The following is a 17,529-nucleotide window of genomic DNA, read 5'->3' on the forward strand; positions in this document are numbered from 1 at the left end:
GCAAGCTGGGTGATGAAGGCCGGCATCCACTCGTCCATCATGAGCGGCGACACCTTCGTCTGCCGCTCGCTGTCGGCGTAGGCGGCGCGGGCCGACGAACGTCACACGCAGACGTACAGTGCGCCACACCTGTACCCGTGCGGGTGCGAGGGCAGGCGGCTGTCCTCCGCGGTGCCGATGGGCTGACGGAAGGTCGGTCTGGGCCAGAGAGCCGGAGCGCCGAGCGGATCCGGTGCAGCAGTTCCCGGAGTACAGCTCCAAGGGTGCGGAGCCGTTGGCGATCTGAACCGAGAGGGCCGGCTGGGTCGGCGTGTGGCACGCTCCGCCGTCGCCGAGGTCGACCTTGGTCACCTCGCCCGTCCCAGTGGTGCCCGAGGAGATATACGCGCCCTCCTGAAGCGGAGGCCGGCCGGCAGCGTTCGCCGCTCCGGCGCCCGCGACCCGCGCGTCGTCCAGGTGCTCTGCAGCCAGTCGACGACTGTCGCACATCCTGCTCGGGTGTTCATCCTGAGAAAGTGCGCCCTGCCCCCGCTGGTTCACCTTCTCCTTTTCGTACGCGGTCCCTGTTCGGGCGGCCGGAACACGTTTCGCACACACCACGCTGCTCCGAGCCTCCACCCGACATGTGCGGCACAGACATGTGTCAGCCCCACATCGCGTCACCGGCTTGACAGGTGACGTGGGCTGGTGCACGCTGACAGTACTCGCCGCAGGCGACCAGCAGGACACGATCCACGAGCGACGAAGTGGAGCACGGTCATGAAGAAAGAGATCGTCACGGACGCCGCCGCGGCGGCACGGCACGCGCGCTTCGGCAAGCTCCCCGAGCGGATCCGCTTCGAGGAGATGACCACCGAGGCGGACGTCGACCCGGGCTCGGGCGGCGCCGCGTACAACCCCGAGAACGCATGGAAGTACTACTCGTGCTTGGCCCTCGACCTGGGCCTTTAGCCCTCGTCCGGCTTTGGGCCCCGGGGAGAGCTCGGCCCTGGTCGTGCAGCAACAACATCGGCGTAGTAGCGGCCTGATGACAGGCAGTTCGCAGATGCTCGGCGGCCTGTCGGGACGTGTAGGCGTGCCGGGTGTGACCGCGAGCGGAGTGCCAGCGGGCGGCGGCGGAGGCGACGAGCACCAGGGTGGAGAAGATCATGGCGGTGGTGCCGCAGTCCTCACCCCGGCCGACCGCGCCGCCGGCCTGGACGATGCCTCGGGCGGCCGAGCGGAGCGCCCTGGTGTGGAGGCCGGCCGGCGGGCTTCGACAAGGAGAGATACGAGCGCCGCAACGAGGTCGAGCGCACGATCAACTGACTCAAGCGCTTCCGCACCGTGGACACACGCTACGACAAGCGCCCCTTCGCCTTCCATGGCACTGTCACCGTGGCCTCCATCCGCCTGTGGCTCAGCCCGTGATCGGGCAGATAAAGCGGTGGTCGTCTGATTGGCTTCTCTGCCACGATCTGGTTGTGACCACGTTATTCCTGATGGTCGGCCTGCCCGGGGCCGGGAAGACCACGCGGGCTCGAAAGATCGCCGCGGAGCACGGCGCGCTCCGCCTGACGCCCGACGACTGGATGATTCCACTGTTCGGCAAGGCGGAGGCGGACGGGAAGCGCGACGTGCTGGAAGGGCGCATGCTCTGGCTCGCCCTGGAGGCGGTCAAACTGAGCACCAACGTCGTCGTGGACTACGGCTGCTGGTCACGGAACGAACGGTCTGCGATCCGCTCGCTGGTGGAGGCCGAGAAGGCGTGCTTCCGCATGGTCTACCTGCCGGTGGACGAGGAGACCCAACGCGCCCGTATCGCCCACCGCTGGGCGACCGCCCCCGAGGAGACATTGCCGATGTCGGAGGCCGACATCCTTCACGGGCGCGCCCATTTTGAGGAGCCCGACGCGGCGGAGCTGGAGGGCCGCAGGAGCGCCGGCCCGCCGCCCGGCTGGGTCGACTGGCGGGAGTGGGCCGCCGACCGGTGGCCGTCGTTCACATGACTGATGCGGCCCACGACACAGCCGTACCGGGAGTGCCTGCACTGGCCCGAGAGGATGCGCGGACAGCCCCTAAGCGTCAGGTTGGACGGGCCCGACGATCTCCCGGCGACTGGGCCCGTGACCGCAAGACGTTCCGCACCTACGGAACGCGCTGACATCGTCGGCAGGACGCGAGAGCACGAGCCACCCACCTGCCGGCCCGCAGCACCCACGACACCTACGTCGTCGAACCGCCGTGGGATCCCGCCTTCACCGCAGCCGGCCTCGACCCGACCCGCACCTCGCCGCCCGTGCCGGAGATCCTCGCCGACATCCGCCGCTTCCGGGGCGGCCTGCCCTGTCACGTCGCGATCAAGACCAACGACCAGATCGCCCACGACTCCCTGGCCCGCTCAGCACTTCCCTTCGCGGACTGCTGGCGAAGCTGGCCTGGCCGTCGCCATCGCCATCGCCATCGCCATCGTCGTCGCCGACGGGGGCGACACTGCGGAGCAACACGCGGCCGGTGCACTAGCGGTGGTGCGGAGGGTGGGGTGGTGGCGGCGGGATGGTGGCCGTGCCGGGGGCGGTCCCTGGCCAGACCAGGAGGACGGGGCAGGGGGCGTGGTCGACGACGAATCGGCTGGCGGGACCGAGGCTGCGGGGGCCGAGGTGGGAGCGGTCGCCGTCACGGGCGAGGACGAGCAGGTCGGCGCCTTCGGCGGCGGCCACGACTTCCCGTTCGACGCGGCCCGAGCGCTCGCGCCGGGTGCACGGGCGTCCCAGCCGCTCGGCCGCGCCCGCCAGGAGCTGTTCGCCCGCGGCGGCGGCCAGGTGCTCCACGCGGGTACCGGGATCGCGGTCGGGGCGGGCGCGGCCGAGCAGCCCGGCGTAGGCGCCGTGCGCGGCGCCCGGCGCCTCGGGGCCGGTGACGTGGAGCAGCACCACGTCGGCGCCCTCGGGCGCGTGGGTGCGCGCGGCGTCGACGCAGGCGGGCCAGGTGCCTTCCACGATCCAGACGATGACGGTCATCGTGTTCAGCCTCCGATCGTTTGGAGTGACACCCACAGTGCCACCGCCGAGAGCAGCAGCGCGGTGGGCACGGTGAGCAGACCGAGCCGGGTGAACTCGCCCAGCTCCACGTCGGTGTCGTGTTCGCGCACGATGCGTCGCCACAGCAGGGTGGCCAGGGATCCGGCGTAGGTGAGATTCGGGCCGATGTTCACGCCGAGGAGCACGGCCAGGACGGCGCCGGGCCCGGTGGGGGCGGTCAGCGGCAGCAACACCAGGACGGCGGGCAGGTTGTTGATGACGTTCGCCAGTACGGCTGCCAGTGCCGCGACGGCGAGGAGGGCCGCCAGGTCGGTGCCGTCCGGAACCAGGTGGCCGAGCGCGTCGGCGAGGCCGTTGTCGACCACCGCCCGGACCACGATGCCCAGCGCCAGCACGAAGGCGCAGAAGGGGAGGGACGCGGCCCGCACGATCGCCATCGGGGTGGTGCGACGTCGGACCAGGGCACGGATCGCCAGCACGCCCGCGCCCGCGGCCGCCGCCCAGGCCGGGTCGATGCCGAGCGCCGAGGTCAGCACGAAGCCGGCCAGGGTGCCCGCCACCGTGAGCAGGGCGAACAGCGGCAGTTCGCGGGGCTCGGGGGCGGGCGGCGCCTCGGCGCCCGCGTCCAGGTCGGTGGCGAAGAAGCGGCGGATCACGACGTACTCGGCACCGATGGCGACCAGCCAGGGCAGCGCCATCAACGCCGCGAAGCGGGTGAAGCTCAGGCCGCTCGCGGCGAACGCCAGCAGGTTGGTGAGGTTGGAGACCGGCAGCAGCAGCGAGGCGGTGTTCGACAGGTGGGTGCAGGCGTAGACGTGCGGTTTGGCACGAGCGCCCAGCCGGGCGGCGGTGGCGAAGACCACCGGGGTCAGCAGCACCACCGTGGCGTCCAGGCTGAGCACCGCGGTGATCAGCGAGGCCGTCACGAAGACGAGGACCAGCAAGCGGCGGGGCCGGCCGGCCGCCCGGCGGGCCATCCAGGCACCACAGGCATGGAACAGCCCCTCGTCGTCGCACAGCTGAGACAGGACCAGGACGGCCGCGAGGAAGCCGATCACCGGGCCCAGCCGGGCGGCCTCGTCCGCCACGTGGTCGAGCGAGATCGCGCCCGTGGCGATCACGATGCCGGCGGCGGGGACGGCCACGGCCGCCTCCGGCCAGCCCCACGGCCGGATCACCGCGCAGGCCAGCACCGCCAGGAGCAGGACGACGGACAGTGCTTCGGCGAGTGAGGCGTTCAGGGCCGGAGCCTTCCGAGGGGTTGCGGACGAGAAACGTCATACACCTTCGCGCACTCTCCTGCACGTCACGGTCATGGTCACGGTCACGGTCACGGTCACGACATCATCCACGCCTGGCAAGGATCTGCAGGCCTCCGAAACGACTCGGCGTCAGATGTCACCCCTCTGTCCCCGATCCCGCGCCGGTGGTGCCGGCGGCCTCCGGCAGAACGGGGAAGCCGATGCCCCCGAGGATGACCGCGGCGGCGATCGGAAGGGTGACCAGGGATCCATCCTGGTCCGTGGAGGACGTCATCCGCGATCGGGCGGCGTTCGCCGGGCAGGTCGCGAAGGGGGCGGAGGCGAGCCTCTCGGGTCAGGGGCCTTCGCCGAGGGCGGCGGGCGCCTGCGCACATTGCTCCGCCGGGCCCGGGGACTCGGTGGCCACTGGTGTCGGTCAGTTCGGGTCTGCGTGGACGGTCGGGTCGGGGAGCTCCAGGCCGGTGCAGCCGCGGCGGTCGGCCTGGTCCGTCGCGAACGCGTTGAGCAGGCTCCGCACGTCGCTCATCGGCAGCACCGACCGGGAGCTGTCCGAGGCGTAGCCGTTGGCGAGGAAGTTGGCGGATTCGCCCGCGCACCGGGCCTTGGCGCGGCCGAATTCTTCGCCGAGCAGCGCGTCGCGGGAGCTGTGTCCCTCCGGGATGCGCATGTTGGCTTCGAGCAGCCTTGTGAACGGCGCGTCGGCCCAATCTCCGTACCATCCCGAGAGATGCACGGCGGGCTTGCCCGTTCCGGAGTCGATCAGCGAGCAACTGGTGATCGTGGCCTGCTCGTCCGTGGGTGCGACCACCTGCCACTCCTTGCCCGGGGACGGAGCTCGGGAAGATCTGCGGCGTTCGGTTGCGTTCGGCGATGCCGAGGACGACGACGTCGGCCGAGGCGCCGAACCGCCTCCTCGACCGCCAGGGCCGTGTTCCACACGGCAGGGCGCCGTGGCCGGCGGTCAGTGCGCCTCGGTGTCTCCCGGCCGCAGAGCGTCGTCGAGCTGGTACGGAACGCTGGTGACCATCACTCCGGGCATGAACAGCAGCCGGGTCTTCAGCCGCAGGGCGCTCTGGTTGTGCAGCAGTTGCTCGTACCAGCGGCCCAGCACGTACTCGGGGACGATCACGGTGACCACGTCGCGGGGGCTTTCGCGCCGGATGCGGCGTACGTAGTCGAGGACCGGCCGGGTCACCTCCCGGTAGGGGGAGTCGAGTACGACCAGCGGCACGTCCAGGTCGTGCTCGTCCCACTGGCGCTTCAGCTCGTCGCTCTCGTGCGGTTCGACGGAGACGTTGAGCGCCTCGACGTCGTCCGGATGGATGGAGCGCGCGTAGCCGAGGGCACGCAGGGTGGGGGCGTGGATCTGGGAGACCAGCACGATCGCGTGGTTGCGGGACGGCTGCTGAGGGCGGGTGTCCGGGGGGACCGCGAGTTCTCTCGAGACGCGGTCGTAGTGGCGGCGGATGCCCTGCATGGCGAGGAACAGCAGCGGCATGGCGATCGTGACGATCCATGCGCCGTGGAGGAACTTCGTCGCGAGCACGATGATCAGCACGACGCCGGTGAAGAACGCTCCGACGGCGTTGATGGCCTGTGACCTGCGGATACGGTGCCGGGCGGCCGGGGCGGTCGTCTCGGCGAGTTCCTTGCTCCAGTGCCTGACCATGCCCGCCTGGGAGAGCGTGAAGGACACGAAGACGCCGACGATGTAGAGCTGGATGATCGAGGAGACGTCCGCGTCGAACGCGATGATCAGCCCGATCGCGGCAAGCGCGAGCAGGATGATGCCGTTGGAGAAGACCAGCCGGTCGCCGCGGTTGTGCAGTTGGCGGGGCAGAAAACGGTCCTGGGCCAGCAGGCCGGCGAGCAGCGGGAAGCCGTTGAAGGCGGTGTTGGCGGCGAGGACGAGGATGCCCGCGGTGAACGCCTGCACGTAGTAGAAGAGGAACGTGGCGTCGCCGAACGACGCCTTGGCGATCTGGGCGAGCGCGGTGGGCGTGGAGGCGTCGGCGGGCAGGCCCAGCTCGGTGGGACTGTTGGTGACGTGCACGTCGTAGAGCAAGGCCAGCACGGTGATGCCGGCGAACATGCTGATCGACATGAGCCCCATCACGGCCAGCGACGTCGCGGCATTGCGGCTCTTGGGCTTCTGGAAGGCGGGCACACCGTTGCTGATCGCCTCCACGCCGGTCAGCGCGGTGCAGCCGGAGGCGAAGGCCCGCATGCCGAGGAAGACCAGCGCGAAACCGGCGTAGGTGCCGGTGGCCTGGATGCTCAGGGAGGCGGACTCGGCGCGGATCGTCTCACCGCCGGCCAGGCGCACCGCGGCGAACGCGAACATCACGTAGATGCCGAGCACGAAGCCGTACGTGGGGATGGCGAAGACGCGACCGGACTCCTTGACCCCGCGCAGGTTCATCAGCGTCAGCAACCCGACGGCGGCCACGGACAGCTCCACCGCGTAGCCCGACAGCGAAGGTGCGGCCGACGTGATGGCGGCGACTCCGGCGACCACGGAGACGGCGACGGTCAGCACGTAGTCCACCAGCAGGGCGCTGGCCGCGGTGAGGGCGGCCGTACGGCCGAGGTTGTCCGCGCTGACCGCGTATGCTCCGCCGCCGCTGGGGTACGCGTGGCAGGTCTGCCGGTAGGAGGAGATCACCACCACCAGCAGCACGATGATCGCGGCGGCGACGTACCACGCGACGTGCAGCAGCTGGGTGCCGCCGAAGGCCAGGATCAGCAGGATCTCCTCGGTGGCGTACGCGACCGAGGAAAGCGGGTCGCTGCAGAAGACCGGGATGGCCAGCCGCTTCGGCAGCAGGGTCTCGGTGAGCTGGCTCGTCCGCATGGGACGACCGACGAGCATGTGTTTGGGCAGCAACCTCACACGTCGCGATGGTACGAGCGCCGTCGGCGCATCAGGCTGTGCCACACCTCAGAGAGCCATATTTTGAGAGCATCGAAACGCGCGTTCTGCTTCGTGGTCGTTTCGGCGGATTCCATGGCTGCTTCCGGGCGGTCGTTCCGCCGGTCGACGAACTCCGTACGTGGCGAACGTGGGAGGGTCTCGTAGCCGCCTTCCGTCGGGGCCGGCAGACGTGCCCTGCGAAGCGCTCCACCGCCCTCCTCCTCACCGCTCACACAGCGCCCTCGCCCTTCCGCGATCTGACTGATCATTACACTGGCCTTGATCATTTGCGCGCCGAGGAACGGGTGGCACGGTGGAGACAGTCCGCGCGGGCGTGGACGCGATCGAGGAGCTGGCAGGCCGCGGGCCCGAGGCGCAGGACCGGTTCCTGACGGAGCGGTCGTCGGTGGTGGCCGACGTGATGGCCAACGGATTCACCCGCCGGTACCCGGACCTGGCGGCGAAGCCCGGCTTCGCGCGCTGGCAGCTCGTGGCCCTGGCGGTCGCCGTCACCGCCGTCGCGGCGGTGGTGGTGTTCGCGCCACTGGTCGCCCTGACGCTGCTGACCGCGGTGGTGACGGCCTACAGTCTGCTGCACGCCCTCATCGCGGTGGCCGGCCTGCTGCACCGCAGGCCCGGAGCGGCTCCGGCGGATCCGCCGGTCCCCGACACGGAACTGCCCTCCTACACCGTGCTGGTACCCGCCTACCAGGAGGCCGAGGTGATCGGCGGCCTGGTGCGGCACCTGGCCGGACTCGACTACCCGCCGGACCGGCTGGAGGTGCTGATCCTGGTGGAACGGCACGACCCCGAAACCCGCCGGGCCGTACTCGCCGCGGATCCGCCGCCGTTCGTCCGCATCGTCCAGCTGCCGCCCGGACCGCCGCAGACCAAACCCCGCTCGGTGAACCTCGGCCTCATGCTGGCCCGCGGCGAGCTGCTGGTGATATTCGACGCCGAGGACCGCCCCGACCCCGCCCAACTGCGGTGCGTCGCGGCACGCTTCGCCGCACGCGACGGGCGGACGGCCTGCGTCCAGGCGCAGCTGCTGTTCCGCAACGCCACCGGGAACTGGCTGACCAGGCAGTTCGCCATGGAGTACGCCCTGCGGTTCGGGCTCGCCCTGCCCGGCCTTGAGCGGCTGCGGCTGCCGATCCCGCTCGGCGGCACCAGCAACCACTTCCGCACCGACACCCTGCGCGAGCTGGGCGGCTGGGACGCCTGGAACGTCACCGAGGACGCCGACCTCGGCATGCGCTGCGCCGCAATGGGCTACCGCACCGAGACCATCGAATCGGTCACCTGGGAGGAGGCCCTCGACACGGTCGGCCCGTACGTCCGGCAGCGCACCCGCTGGCTCAAGGGCTTCCTGCTCACGGCCATGGTCCACACCCGCCACCCCGGCCGGACCCTGCGCCGGTTCGGCGCCTCCGGGACACTCGTGCTGCTCGGTGTCGTCGCCGCCGCTCCCGTGACCGCCCTGCTCCAGCCCGTACTGAGCGCCCTCACCGTACTCGCCCTCTCCGGCCCGGTATGGTCCTCGACCGGCGCCGGGCTGGTCGTCCCCGCCCTTGCCGCCCAGGGCGTCTCGATCGCGGTGTGGATCGCCATCACCTTCGTCGCCGCCCGGCGGGCGGGACTGGCGGCGCCCTGGCACGCGGTGTTCAGCCCGCTCGTCCCGGTGCTGTGGTCGGTCGCCGCGTGGCGGGCCGCGCACCAGCTGGCGTTCTCCCCGTTCAGCTGGGAGAAGACCCCGCACCGGCCGAACACGGACTGAGGATGCCTGCCGGAAGGCATCCACGAACCGCCGCCGGTGCCCACCAGCCGGTCGGCGGACTGGCCGGACAGGATGGCGTGGGGAGCTCCTGGGCGAGCGGCGGTGAGGCGGAACCGCACGCCGGCGGCGGTCGGCACCGGACTGGCCATCGCAGGGCCCGACCACGATCGCGCCCACCTGCGGTACGAACGGGAGGGCCAGGCCGGCAGCCACGGCAGCTCCGGCCTTGACGTCGGTGAGCGCGGTCATGAGAGGAACGATCCGCCGGACGGTCTCTAACGGCGTCGCAGTGCTTCCGCGCCCGCGTACCGCGCGCTGCCCCCCAACTCCTCCTCGATGCGGATGAGCTGGTTGTACTTGGCGGTGCGGTCGGAGCGGGACAGCGATCCGGTCTTGATCTGGCCGCAGCCCGTCGCCACTGCCAGGTCCGCGATCGTCGTGTCCTCCGTCTCTCCCGAGCGGTGCGACATCACGACCGTGTAGCCCGCCCGGCGGGCAGCGCTGACCGTGGACAAGGCCTCGGTCAGGGTGCCGATCTGATTGACCTTCACCAGCACCGAGTTGGCGACGCCGGAATCGATGCCCTCGCGCAGCAGGGTCTCGTTGGTGCAGAACACGTCGTCACCGGTGAGCTGGCAGCGCACACCGACCCGCGCGGTCAGGTTTCGCCACCCCGTCAGGTCGTCCTCGGCCATCGGGTCCTCGATCGACACGATGGGGTAGGCGTCGATCAACTTGACCAGGTACTCGGCGTGTTCGGCGGGTGTACGTCGCACCCCTTCCCCGGTGTAGTCGTAGACGCCGTCGCGGAAGAACTCGGACGAGGCCGGGTCCATGACCAGGCCGATGTCCGTGCCCGGCCGGTAGCCCGTCCGCTCGACGGCGGCCACCACGAAGTCGAGGGCCTCCTCGGCGGTGCGCAGGGCGGGTGCGAAGCCGCCCTCGTCGCCCACTCCCGTCGAGTGCCCGGCGGCGAGGAGGTCGCGGCGCAGGGTGTGGAAGATCTCGGATCCCATCCGCACGGCCTCGGCGAAGGTCTCCGCGCCGATCGGGGCGATCATGAACTCCTGGAAGTCCAGCGGGTTGTCGGCGTGCGCGCCCCCGTTGACGATGTTCATCATCGGTACGGGCAGCAGCCGGGCGTCGGAGCCACCGACGTAGCGGTAGAGGGGAAGGCGGTGGGCCGCGGCAGCGGCCTTCGCGGCGGCCAGGGACACCCCGAGGATCGCGTTGGCGCCGAGCCTCGACTTGGTCGGGGTGCCGTCCGCGGCGACGAGTGCGGCGTCGAGGCCGGCCTGGTCCTCGGCCTCACGCCCGACGACGACGGCCGCGAGCTCCGTGTTGACGTGCCTTACCGCCTGGTCGACACCTTTGCCGTGCCACCGGGCCGGGTCGCCGTCGCGCAGTTCGACGGCCTCACGGGCGCCGGTCGAGGCGCCGGAGGGAACCGCGGCCCGGCCGAGGGATCCGTCCGCGAGCTCCACATCCACTTCGACGGTGGGGTTGCCCCTGCTGTCGAGGACGCGGCGGCCGGTGACGGAGGCGATGGCGGTCATGGGAGTCCTCCCCGTTGTCGCATACGCGCCGGGTTCGGGTGCGGCGACGGTGGCGCGGGACCCGGCAGAGAAAGACTCTACAGCAATGCTGCACAGTTCTGCTGTTCAGTTACGCTGCACAGCCTCGCTGCACAGCCTCACTGCTCAGTCCCGCTGCGCAGGTGAGCTGCGTTAAAATCCGGTATGCCCCTTCCGGAATCCGCCACCATCGCCGCCGAGCTACGCACCGTGATGGGAAAGCTCACCCGGCGCATGAAGCTCGAGGACCAGATGCCGCTCGGCCAGGCGTCCGTGCTCGGCGCGCTGGACCGCAGCGGTGCGATGACGACCAGCGAACTGGCCGTCGATCAACGGGTGCGCCCCCAGTCCATGGCCCGAGCCGTCGGACTGCTCATGGACCAAGGGCTGATCACGCGCCGTGCGCACCCGACCGACGGCCGCAAGAGCCTCGTCGAGCTCTCCCCTGCCGGGCAGGCGCTGCTGGAGGAGGAGCGGGGGCGCAGGGCGGATTGGCTCGCGCGGGCGATCGAGGCGGAACTCACGGGCGAGGAGCGGGAGTTGCTGGCCCGAGGGATCGAGCTGGTGGAGCGGCTGGCGGCGCACTAGTCCTTCCCCGGACGGTCAGCAAGGCCGGTGGGTGGGCGTCTGGACGGGGGGCCGGGCATGCCGATGCCCCGGCGGGTCTCCCGCCGGGGCATCGGTTCGTGCGTCCCTCTCAGGAGGCGGTCGCGCGCGTCAGCATCCCGACACGCAGCGCCCGTCCGTCCAGGTCTTGTTGATCGTCGGGCCCCAGAAGGGGGCCGAGTCCATGCCGGTCTCGCTCGCCATGCGGTCCGTGGCGATCACGCGCGGCGCCTGGTTGGTCCGGTACTGGACGACCTCCATGTCCGGGTAGGCGTCGCCCGTCCGGTTGACGGTGACGGACGTCTCCGTCGCCTTGACCTTGATCGTCTGGTCGACGGCGAAGAAGTTCATCAGGCTGTTGACGGCGTGCACGCCGACGTCCAGCTGATCGGAGTTCGTCGTGTGCCCGAGGTTGGTGGTGTCCACGACGTTGTCGCCGCCCCAGGTGTCGCCCGGCCATCCCTCGAGCACCAGCGGGTTGGCGGGGAGCATCTTGCTCGGAGTGCCGGGGACCATCTTGCTGGGACCGCCGATCCGGCTGAGGACACCGGGCTGATCGACGTGGGCCGGCCCCGGCGTGGTGTGGGACGCGGTCACCGTGAAGGTGCAGTCGCCCGACTCGGTGTTCCACACCAGGGACATCCGGTAGGGCTTGTGCGGGTCGATGGACGCGTCACGGTCGTCGCCGAGGAGCGCGCCGAGCGCGGCCACCTTCGTGTGGATGAAGAAGGTGACGCGGATGATTCCGCGGTTCGGTCCCTTGCCCACGTTGAAAGGCTTGCGGACCGAGCCGTCGGGCATCTTGCCCCAGCCGGCGTCGAGGACGTCGTCCATCATGTCGTCGACGATCGGCTGAGGATCCGGGTCCTTGGGCGTCTCGTCCATCACGGGCCTGCCGCCCTTGCAGGCGATCGTGCCGTTCCAGCACTCCTCCAGCATCCGGCCGGTCGGGTCGCCGTTGGTGGCCGGGTTGTTGTTGCCGTAGGTGTAACCCTGGGACTGCTGCGGGTCGTTGAGGTCGATCTCGGGGTCGACGCTGATGAACCGCCCGGTGGTCGGGTCGTATTCGCGCGCCCCGAGGTGGACGAGCGCCGTGGGCTCGTCGTTCGTGCCTCCGACGAAGCCCTTGTCGCCGGTCCAGCCGGTGGGCCCGGTGCCGCGCGTGGCCCCGAAGGGGGTGGTCTTGCGGCGGGTGACGGTCTGTGCGGCGTCGGCGGTCACCTGGGTGGTGCCGGTGCCGTGGTGGTCGGCGAAGGTGAAGGTGAGCTTCCCTCCGGTCCGGATGGCCACATTGCGACCGTCGGCCGTGTAGTACCGGGTGCCCGTGGCGGTGGTGGCGCCCGTGGGCAGGTGCAGCTCGTTGCCGAAGGAGAGGTAGAGCGTCGTGCCGGTGGCGTCGTGCTCGACGAGCCGCTGCCCGTCGGTGTCGTACACGTAGGAGACCTTCTGGTTGGTCCCCTCCCGCACCGCCGCGAGGTGTCCCTCGTCGTCCCAGGTGAAGGTCTCGCCCGGGGCCGCGCCGCGGGTCCGCGTCTCCAGGTTTCCGGACTTGTCGTAGCCGAAGAGCTCCTGGTGCGGGTCGGTGCCGCTCTGCGTGACCTTGGTCAGGTCGTGCTTGCCGGCCGTCGGCGCGTCATAGCCGCGCACGGTGTCGGCGGCCGCGCCCGTCGCGGCCTTGTGGTCGGTCTCCGTCCTGCGGTTGCCCACCGCGTCGTAGGTGTACGAGGTCCAGTAGGGGTCCTGGCCGCCGACGGCCGCGTCCGAGGGCGCGGCGGAGCAGGCCGTGTTCTTGTCGGTCCACGCCTCGGTGACGCGCCGCAGGGCGTCGATGCCGAAGCACTGGGTGTCGGTGGTGCGGGCCGCGTCCTGGCCGTACGAGGTGGAGACCGACGTGACGTTGCCCGCCGGGTCGTACCGGTAGTGGGCGTCCTCGACGCGCTGCGGCGCGACGTCCCGGTCCAGGTAGCTGTCGGTCAGGGAGCCGGTGTGCTCGTCGTAGACGTACGAGGTCGTCAGCGTCTTGCCGAACTCGCCGTACTTCTCGATGATCCGGCGCCCGTAGTGGTCATAGGTGGTGTCGTTGACCAGCGGGTCGGTGCCCGCGCCGACCGTGGTCAGCAGACCGGCCTGCGCGCTGTAGGTGTTGGTGATCTTCTCCGCCGGCAGTCCGCCGATGGCGGGCTGCTGGGTCCACATCGCCTGGCCGGAGTTGGGGTTGTAGGAGGTGGTCCACTTGTACGTGCCCGCGAGGGCGCCCTCCGAGACCGGGATCGTCGTCTGGGTGACGACGGGCTGGTAGAGGCTGTTGTAGGTGGTGACCGCCGACACGTACGCGTTGCCGTTCACGTACCGCGTGGACTTGGAGACCTGCCCCTTGGCGACGGTGTCGTACTCCCACGCGGCGAGGGTGACGCCGTCCTTCTTCAGGGCGGTCCGGCGGCCGAGCTCGTCGAAGTCGGTGTGCAGGGTCACGCCCCGGGCGTCCTGGACGTCCGTGATGCGGTCCCCGTCGTCGAAGGTGGACTTCACGACGCCCTTGTCGGGGTCGTCGGTCTGGATCTGGCGGCCGCGGACGTCGTACGTGTACCGCCAGGTGGCGCCGGACGGGTCGGTGACCTGGGCGAGCCGGCCATGGTCGTCGTACGTCCGCCGGGTGCTCTGGGACGTGGTCCGCGCCGCGTCGGTGTACTGCCGCACCTCGACGGTGCGGCCGAGCGCGTCGGTCACGACCGTGCTCGCGATGCCGCCGGCGGGCGGGATCGTGGTGGTCGTGTCACCGGTGTAGCGGGTGGTGGTGCGCTTGGTCTCGTCGCCGAAGCGCTTGGAGATCACGGCGGTGACGCGGCCGGCGCCGTCGTACTCGGTGTCCGTGGACGCCGGGTAGTTCAGTTCCTGGCCGGTGACCAGGACGGGCTCGGGCGCGCCGGAGGCGAAGAAGATCCCGGAGTTGCGCCAGGCGAGACCGCGGGTGTCGTAGAAGGTCTCCGTGACCAGCCGTCCGGCGAGGTCCGGGGAGGGCTTCTGGGTCTGCCGCTCGCGCAGCATGCCGTCGTGGATGGAGTACGAGACGGCGTACTTGGCGTCGTGGGTGAGGGTCTTCGTGGTCACGACGAGCGGGCCGTCGTTGCGCACGAGGTACTCGAACGCGATGCTCGGCGAGTCCGGGTACGTGACGGCCGACCGGGTCGGCTTCCAGACCTTGACGAGCCGCCCGAGGGCGTCGTACACGGTCGTGGTGACCTTCCCGTTGGCGTCGGTGATCCGGGTGGACTGACCGCGCAGCGGCTCCGTGTCGGTGGTGACCGTGTGGCCCTTGGTGTTGGTGACCACGTTCTGCGTCGGCACCTCGCCGGTGGCGGGGGTGTACGCGGTGCGGGTCACCTTGCCGTAGGCGTCGGCGACGCTGAGCGGACGGCCGTAGATGTCGTAGTCGGCGACGGGCGTCGACTGGACGGTGGCGTATCCGGTGCCGGAGCCGTTGATGCGCTCCTTGCGGGTGACCAGGCCGCGGCTCGGGGCGTCGCCGGGCTCGCCTCCGTCGTAGGCCGTGCGGACGTCGTCGATGACGTCACGGGGCCGGGACACCGGGGCGCCGCAGGGCACGGCCACGGTCTCCACGCGGCTGACCTTGTCGACGATCGGGCCGGTGCCGCGGGCGTAGGAGGTGGTGGTGCACTGCTCGTCGCCGGACTTGGCCGTGTCGCCGCTCTCCGAGACCTGGTCGACCATGCCGTAGGCGTCGAAGTGGCGGGTCTTCTCGGTGGTGCGGACGCCGCCGTTGACGGTGGTGCGGGTCGACTCCTTCTCCGTGCCCGTCTTGTACGACACGAGGTCGGGCAGGCCGGGACGGGTACGGGTGTTGCCGGGGTCCGAGCGCCACGGGGTGTACGAGGTGGCGGAGACGAGCTTGCCCGTGTCGTCGCCGTCGTAGGTGGCGTCCTCGCGGACCATGCCGGCGAACTGCTCGCGGTCGGTGGCCGGGACGCCGGCCGAGTCGTTCACCGTGGCGCCGTCGATCCCGCGGAAGAAGCGCTTCTCCTCCAGGGTCCTGGCGTCGAAGGCGGCACCGGCGCGGATCTGGACCCGCTCGTAGCCGCGGGCGACGGAGTAGGTGAGGTCCTCGGGCTTGGCGAACTCGTCGGTGCTCTTCGCCCAGCCGGCTCCGCCCAGGTACGCGTAGGAGGTCACCTTGTCCGGGGACTCGGCCAGGTTGTCACCCTCGACGACCTGGGTGACGACGTACTTGTTGAACCAGTCGAGCTTGGCCGTGTCACCCTCGTACGCCCACTTGACCGGGTAGCAGAGGGTGGTGTTGGTGGCGTCGGGGGCCGGCAGGGTGGTGTCGGTGCACTCGGGCTGCGAGTAGCTGACGCCGATGGTGCCGCCGGTCTCGGTGGTGATCTGGTAAAGGCGCAGGCGGATGAACGCGGCCAGGCCGTCGCCGGTCTTGTCGACGCGGTTGGCCCGCTGCTCGCCCGCGAACGTCACCGGCGGCAGGGGGATCGAGCCGCCCGCCTTGCCGGTGCGCTGGATGGACTTCAGCCACATCGGGGTGGAGATGCCGTCGCCGGAGGCGGGGAAGTCCTGGTCGAGGGTCCAGCTGTCGACGTCCTGGTAGGTGCCGCCGGTGAGGATCCTGGTGGTGATGGAGGTGAGGCGCTTGCGCGACCAGAAGGTCGGCGAGTACTTGTCCTTGCACTCGGTCGAGCCGTCCGCGCAGTACTGGTCGAACGGGACGTCCGGCCAGTTCTTGGCGTGGGCCTCGTCGAAGGTGCCGCAGTCGGTCAGACAGCGCTCGGAGACGCCGAAGTCGACCCGGCCCATCGCCTTGCCGCCGTACACGGCGTCGGAGCGCAGACCGTAGTCGATGTGGTCGAGCCAGCCGCCCCGCACATAGGGCGTGACCGTGGCCTTGCCCGTGGTGGCGTCGACGTTCCGGCCGTAGTTGTTGGACTCGGTGTTCCAGTAGAAGGCCATGGCGTCGCCCTGCGGGTCGACCACGTAGTCGAGCTGCCAGCGCCATGCCTGCTGGCACCAGCCGTTCGCGAACGAGGAGTTGTAGCAGGGCTCACCGGCCTGGTTGCCGAAGACCGGCACCGTCCACGCGGAGTTGGTGACCGGGTCGTCGGCGGCCGCGCCGTGGTCGCTCCAGCCGGGCAGCCGGTTCAGGCCGAAGAAGTACTGGGTGCCGTCGGTCGTGGTGACCTTCCAGTGCTCACCGTTGTCGTCGCCGTTGGCGGCGCCGGTCAGCTTCTCGACCTTCTCGCCCGAGTCGCTCGCGGGCACCCAGCCCTTGCCGTCCTGGTAGACCAGTTCGGTGTTCTTGCCGCCGAGCGACAGGGTGGCGTTGTCGTTGTACCAGCACAGGTCGCCGACCTTGGTGGTGTTGGTGCCACCGGTCTTGTCGAGTTCGCACGGCTTGTAGCGGCGCTCGATGAAGCCCGGCTCCCAGTCCCAGCCGTCGCCCAGCCAGGACGGCTGGTTGTTCGAGGCGGCCGTGCGGCCGTCCACCGACTGCGAGTTGTAGCCGAGCTGGATCTTCGGCGCGAGGTTGCCGGGGACGCCGGGCACGCCGATCGGATGGGACCAGGTGAAGGCGCCGGTGGACCCGCCCGCGCTCCACGAGCCCGAGGCCTGGAGCCCGGTCGCCTTGTAGTCGCCGGTCGGGCCGGCGGCCCCTGCGGTCGCCGCGAGGACGGTGGCGCCGGACGCCATCATCGTACGGGCGGACAGCGTGCCGGCCTTGACGTCGTTGGTCGTCGGCAGCGGCTTCGCCGTACGGCACTGGGGATCGCGCGGTGTGGTGAGCGCGCAGGCGGGCAGCTCCACGAGCCGCAGCCGGGCGGCCCAGTCGCCGCCGTACGCGCCGCGGAAGGACGCGTAGTCGACGCCGACACGGGCCGGGGTGGGCTTCTTCGCCCCGTCGGTGCGGCCGAGCGTCAGGAGCACGCCTTCGACCCCGGCCGCGCGGGCGGCCTTGCGGGAGGCGAGGGCGACCTTCACCTTCACGGGCGCGGCAGCCTTCGCCGGTGCCTGGCTCTTCGCCGGCGCCTGGTTCCCGGGCGCGGCCGGGACGGCCTTGCGCGGCTTCGCGGTGTCCGCGCTCACCGTGACCGGGAGGGTTCCCGCCCGGCCGCCGGTCGCGAGCGACACCTCGGCGGCGCCCGGAGCGGGCCAGCTCACCTTCGGGGCCTTCTTCGCCCAGGAGTTGGCGGCTGCCGCGTCCGGTCTCTTCTTTCCGCCCAGGGCGACTCTCTCGACGGGGACGGCCTTCGGCTGTCTCACGTCGGGAGGTCGTGTCCCGCCGTCCGCTCCTGCGGCGAACGCGGCGCTGGGAATCACGCTCGCGAGTACCGCCGTGGTGACGAGAATCGGC

The 17,529-nt window shown here is 70.7% G+C and carries 10 protein-coding genes and 1 pseudogene; 4 read left to right on the top strand and 7 right to left on the bottom strand.

Going from position 1 to position 17,529, the window contains the following annotated elements; all coding sequences use genetic code 11:
- Positions 1 to 759: 759 nt before the first annotated feature.
- Positions 760 to 951, top strand: a complete 192-nt coding sequence (locus ACWEJX_RS23535) for a hypothetical protein (protein ID WP_451609383.1) — start codon at positions 760 to 762, stop codon at positions 949 to 951.
- 4 nt (positions 952 to 955) lie between these two features.
- Here the strand turns inward: ACWEJX_RS23535 and ACWEJX_RS23540 are convergent.
- A pseudogene (locus ACWEJX_RS23540) lies at positions 956 to 1,237 on the bottom strand (mobilization protein); the annotation flags it as partial.
- Positions 1,238 to 1,463: 226 nt separating this feature from the next.
- Between ACWEJX_RS23540 and ACWEJX_RS23545 the strand changes: the two are divergent.
- Positions 1,464 to 1,988 carry an AAA family ATPase gene (locus ACWEJX_RS23545; protein WP_451609384.1) on the top strand — a complete coding sequence of 175 codons (525 nt, stop codon included), beginning with the start codon at positions 1,464 to 1,466 and terminating at the stop codon, positions 1,986 to 1,988.
- 510 nt (positions 1,989 to 2,498) lie between these two features.
- Here the strand turns inward: ACWEJX_RS23545 and ACWEJX_RS23550 are convergent.
- From ACWEJX_RS23550 to ACWEJX_RS23565, 4 genes are all read right to left on the bottom strand, one after another.
- Positions 2,499 to 2,999, bottom strand: a complete 501-nt coding sequence (locus tag ACWEJX_RS23550) for a universal stress protein (protein WP_451609385.1) — start codon at positions 2,997 to 2,999, stop codon at positions 2,499 to 2,501.
- Between the two features lie 5 nt (positions 3,000 to 3,004).
- Positions 3,005 to 4,261: an SLC13 family permease gene (locus tag ACWEJX_RS23555; protein ID WP_451609413.1), complete on the bottom strand. Its 1,257-nt coding sequence runs from the start codon at positions 4,259 to 4,261 to the stop codon at positions 3,005 to 3,007.
- Positions 4,262 to 4,697: 436 nt separating this feature from the next.
- Positions 4,698 to 5,090: a hypothetical protein gene (locus ACWEJX_RS23560; RefSeq protein ID WP_451609417.1), complete on the bottom strand. Its 393-nt coding sequence runs from the start codon at positions 5,088 to 5,090 to the stop codon at positions 4,698 to 4,700.
- A 153-nt stretch (positions 5,091 to 5,243) separates the two neighbouring features.
- Positions 5,244 to 7,136, bottom strand: a complete 1,893-nt coding sequence (locus tag ACWEJX_RS23565) for an APC family permease (RefSeq protein WP_451609386.1) — start codon at positions 7,134 to 7,136, stop codon at positions 5,244 to 5,246.
- Positions 7,137 to 7,509: 373 nt separating this feature from the next.
- Here ACWEJX_RS23565 and ACWEJX_RS23570 point away from each other — a divergent pair, with 373 nt between their 5' ends.
- Complete coding sequence (locus tag ACWEJX_RS23570) at positions 7,510 to 8,973, top strand: glycosyltransferase family 2 protein (RefSeq protein ID WP_451609387.1); 1,464 nt, start codon at positions 7,510 to 7,512, stop codon at positions 8,971 to 8,973.
- A 275-nt stretch (positions 8,974 to 9,248) separates the two neighbouring features.
- Here the strand turns inward: ACWEJX_RS23570 and eno are convergent, their stop codons facing one another.
- The gene (eno, locus tag ACWEJX_RS23575; protein ID WP_451609388.1) at positions 9,249 to 10,529 is read right to left on the bottom strand and encodes a phosphopyruvate hydratase; all 1,281 of its coding nucleotides are present in this window, start codon (positions 10,527 to 10,529) and stop codon (positions 9,249 to 9,251) included.
- A 183-nt stretch (positions 10,530 to 10,712) separates the two neighbouring features.
- On the opposite strand from eno, the gene ACWEJX_RS23580 reads away from it, so the two are divergent.
- Positions 10,713 to 11,135 (top strand): MarR family winged helix-turn-helix transcriptional regulator, encoded by a 423-nt coding sequence (locus ACWEJX_RS23580; RefSeq protein WP_403788531.1) that lies wholly within the window; start codon positions 10,713 to 10,715, stop codon positions 11,133 to 11,135.
- A gap of 129 nt (positions 11,136 to 11,264) precedes the next feature.
- Here ACWEJX_RS23580 and ACWEJX_RS23585 read toward each other — a convergent pair whose 3' ends face one another.
- Positions 11,265 to 17,438, bottom strand: coding sequence for an RHS repeat domain-containing protein (locus ACWEJX_RS23585; RefSeq protein WP_451609389.1), 6,174 nt, complete (start codon positions 17,436 to 17,438; stop codon positions 11,265 to 11,267).
- Between the last annotated feature and the right edge of the window lie 91 nt (positions 17,439 to 17,529).

The sequence above is a fragment of the Streptomyces sp. NPDC004788 genome (assembly GCF_053601115.1).

What these genes read in the sequence shown, in the direction of transcription:
- ACWEJX_RS23535 (WP_451609383.1), top strand. Translation starts at nt 760, where the DNA reads ATGAAGAAAGAGATCGTCACGGACGCCGCCGCGGCGGCACGGCACGCG.
- ACWEJX_RS23550 (WP_451609385.1), bottom strand. Translation starts at nt 2,999, where the DNA reads ATGACCGTCATCGTCTGGATCGTGGAAGGCACCTGGCCCGCCTGCGTC.
- ACWEJX_RS23565 (WP_451609386.1), bottom strand. Translation starts at nt 7,136, where the DNA reads ATGCGGACGAGCCAGCTCACCGAGACCCTGCTGCCGAAGCGGCTGGCC.
- eno (WP_451609388.1), bottom strand. Translation starts at nt 10,529, where the DNA reads ATGACCGCCATCGCCTCCGTCACCGGCCGCCGCGTCCTCGACAGCAGG.
- ACWEJX_RS23580 (WP_403788531.1), top strand. Translation starts at nt 10,713, where the DNA reads ATGCCCCTTCCGGAATCCGCCACCATCGCCGCCGAGCTACGCACCGTG.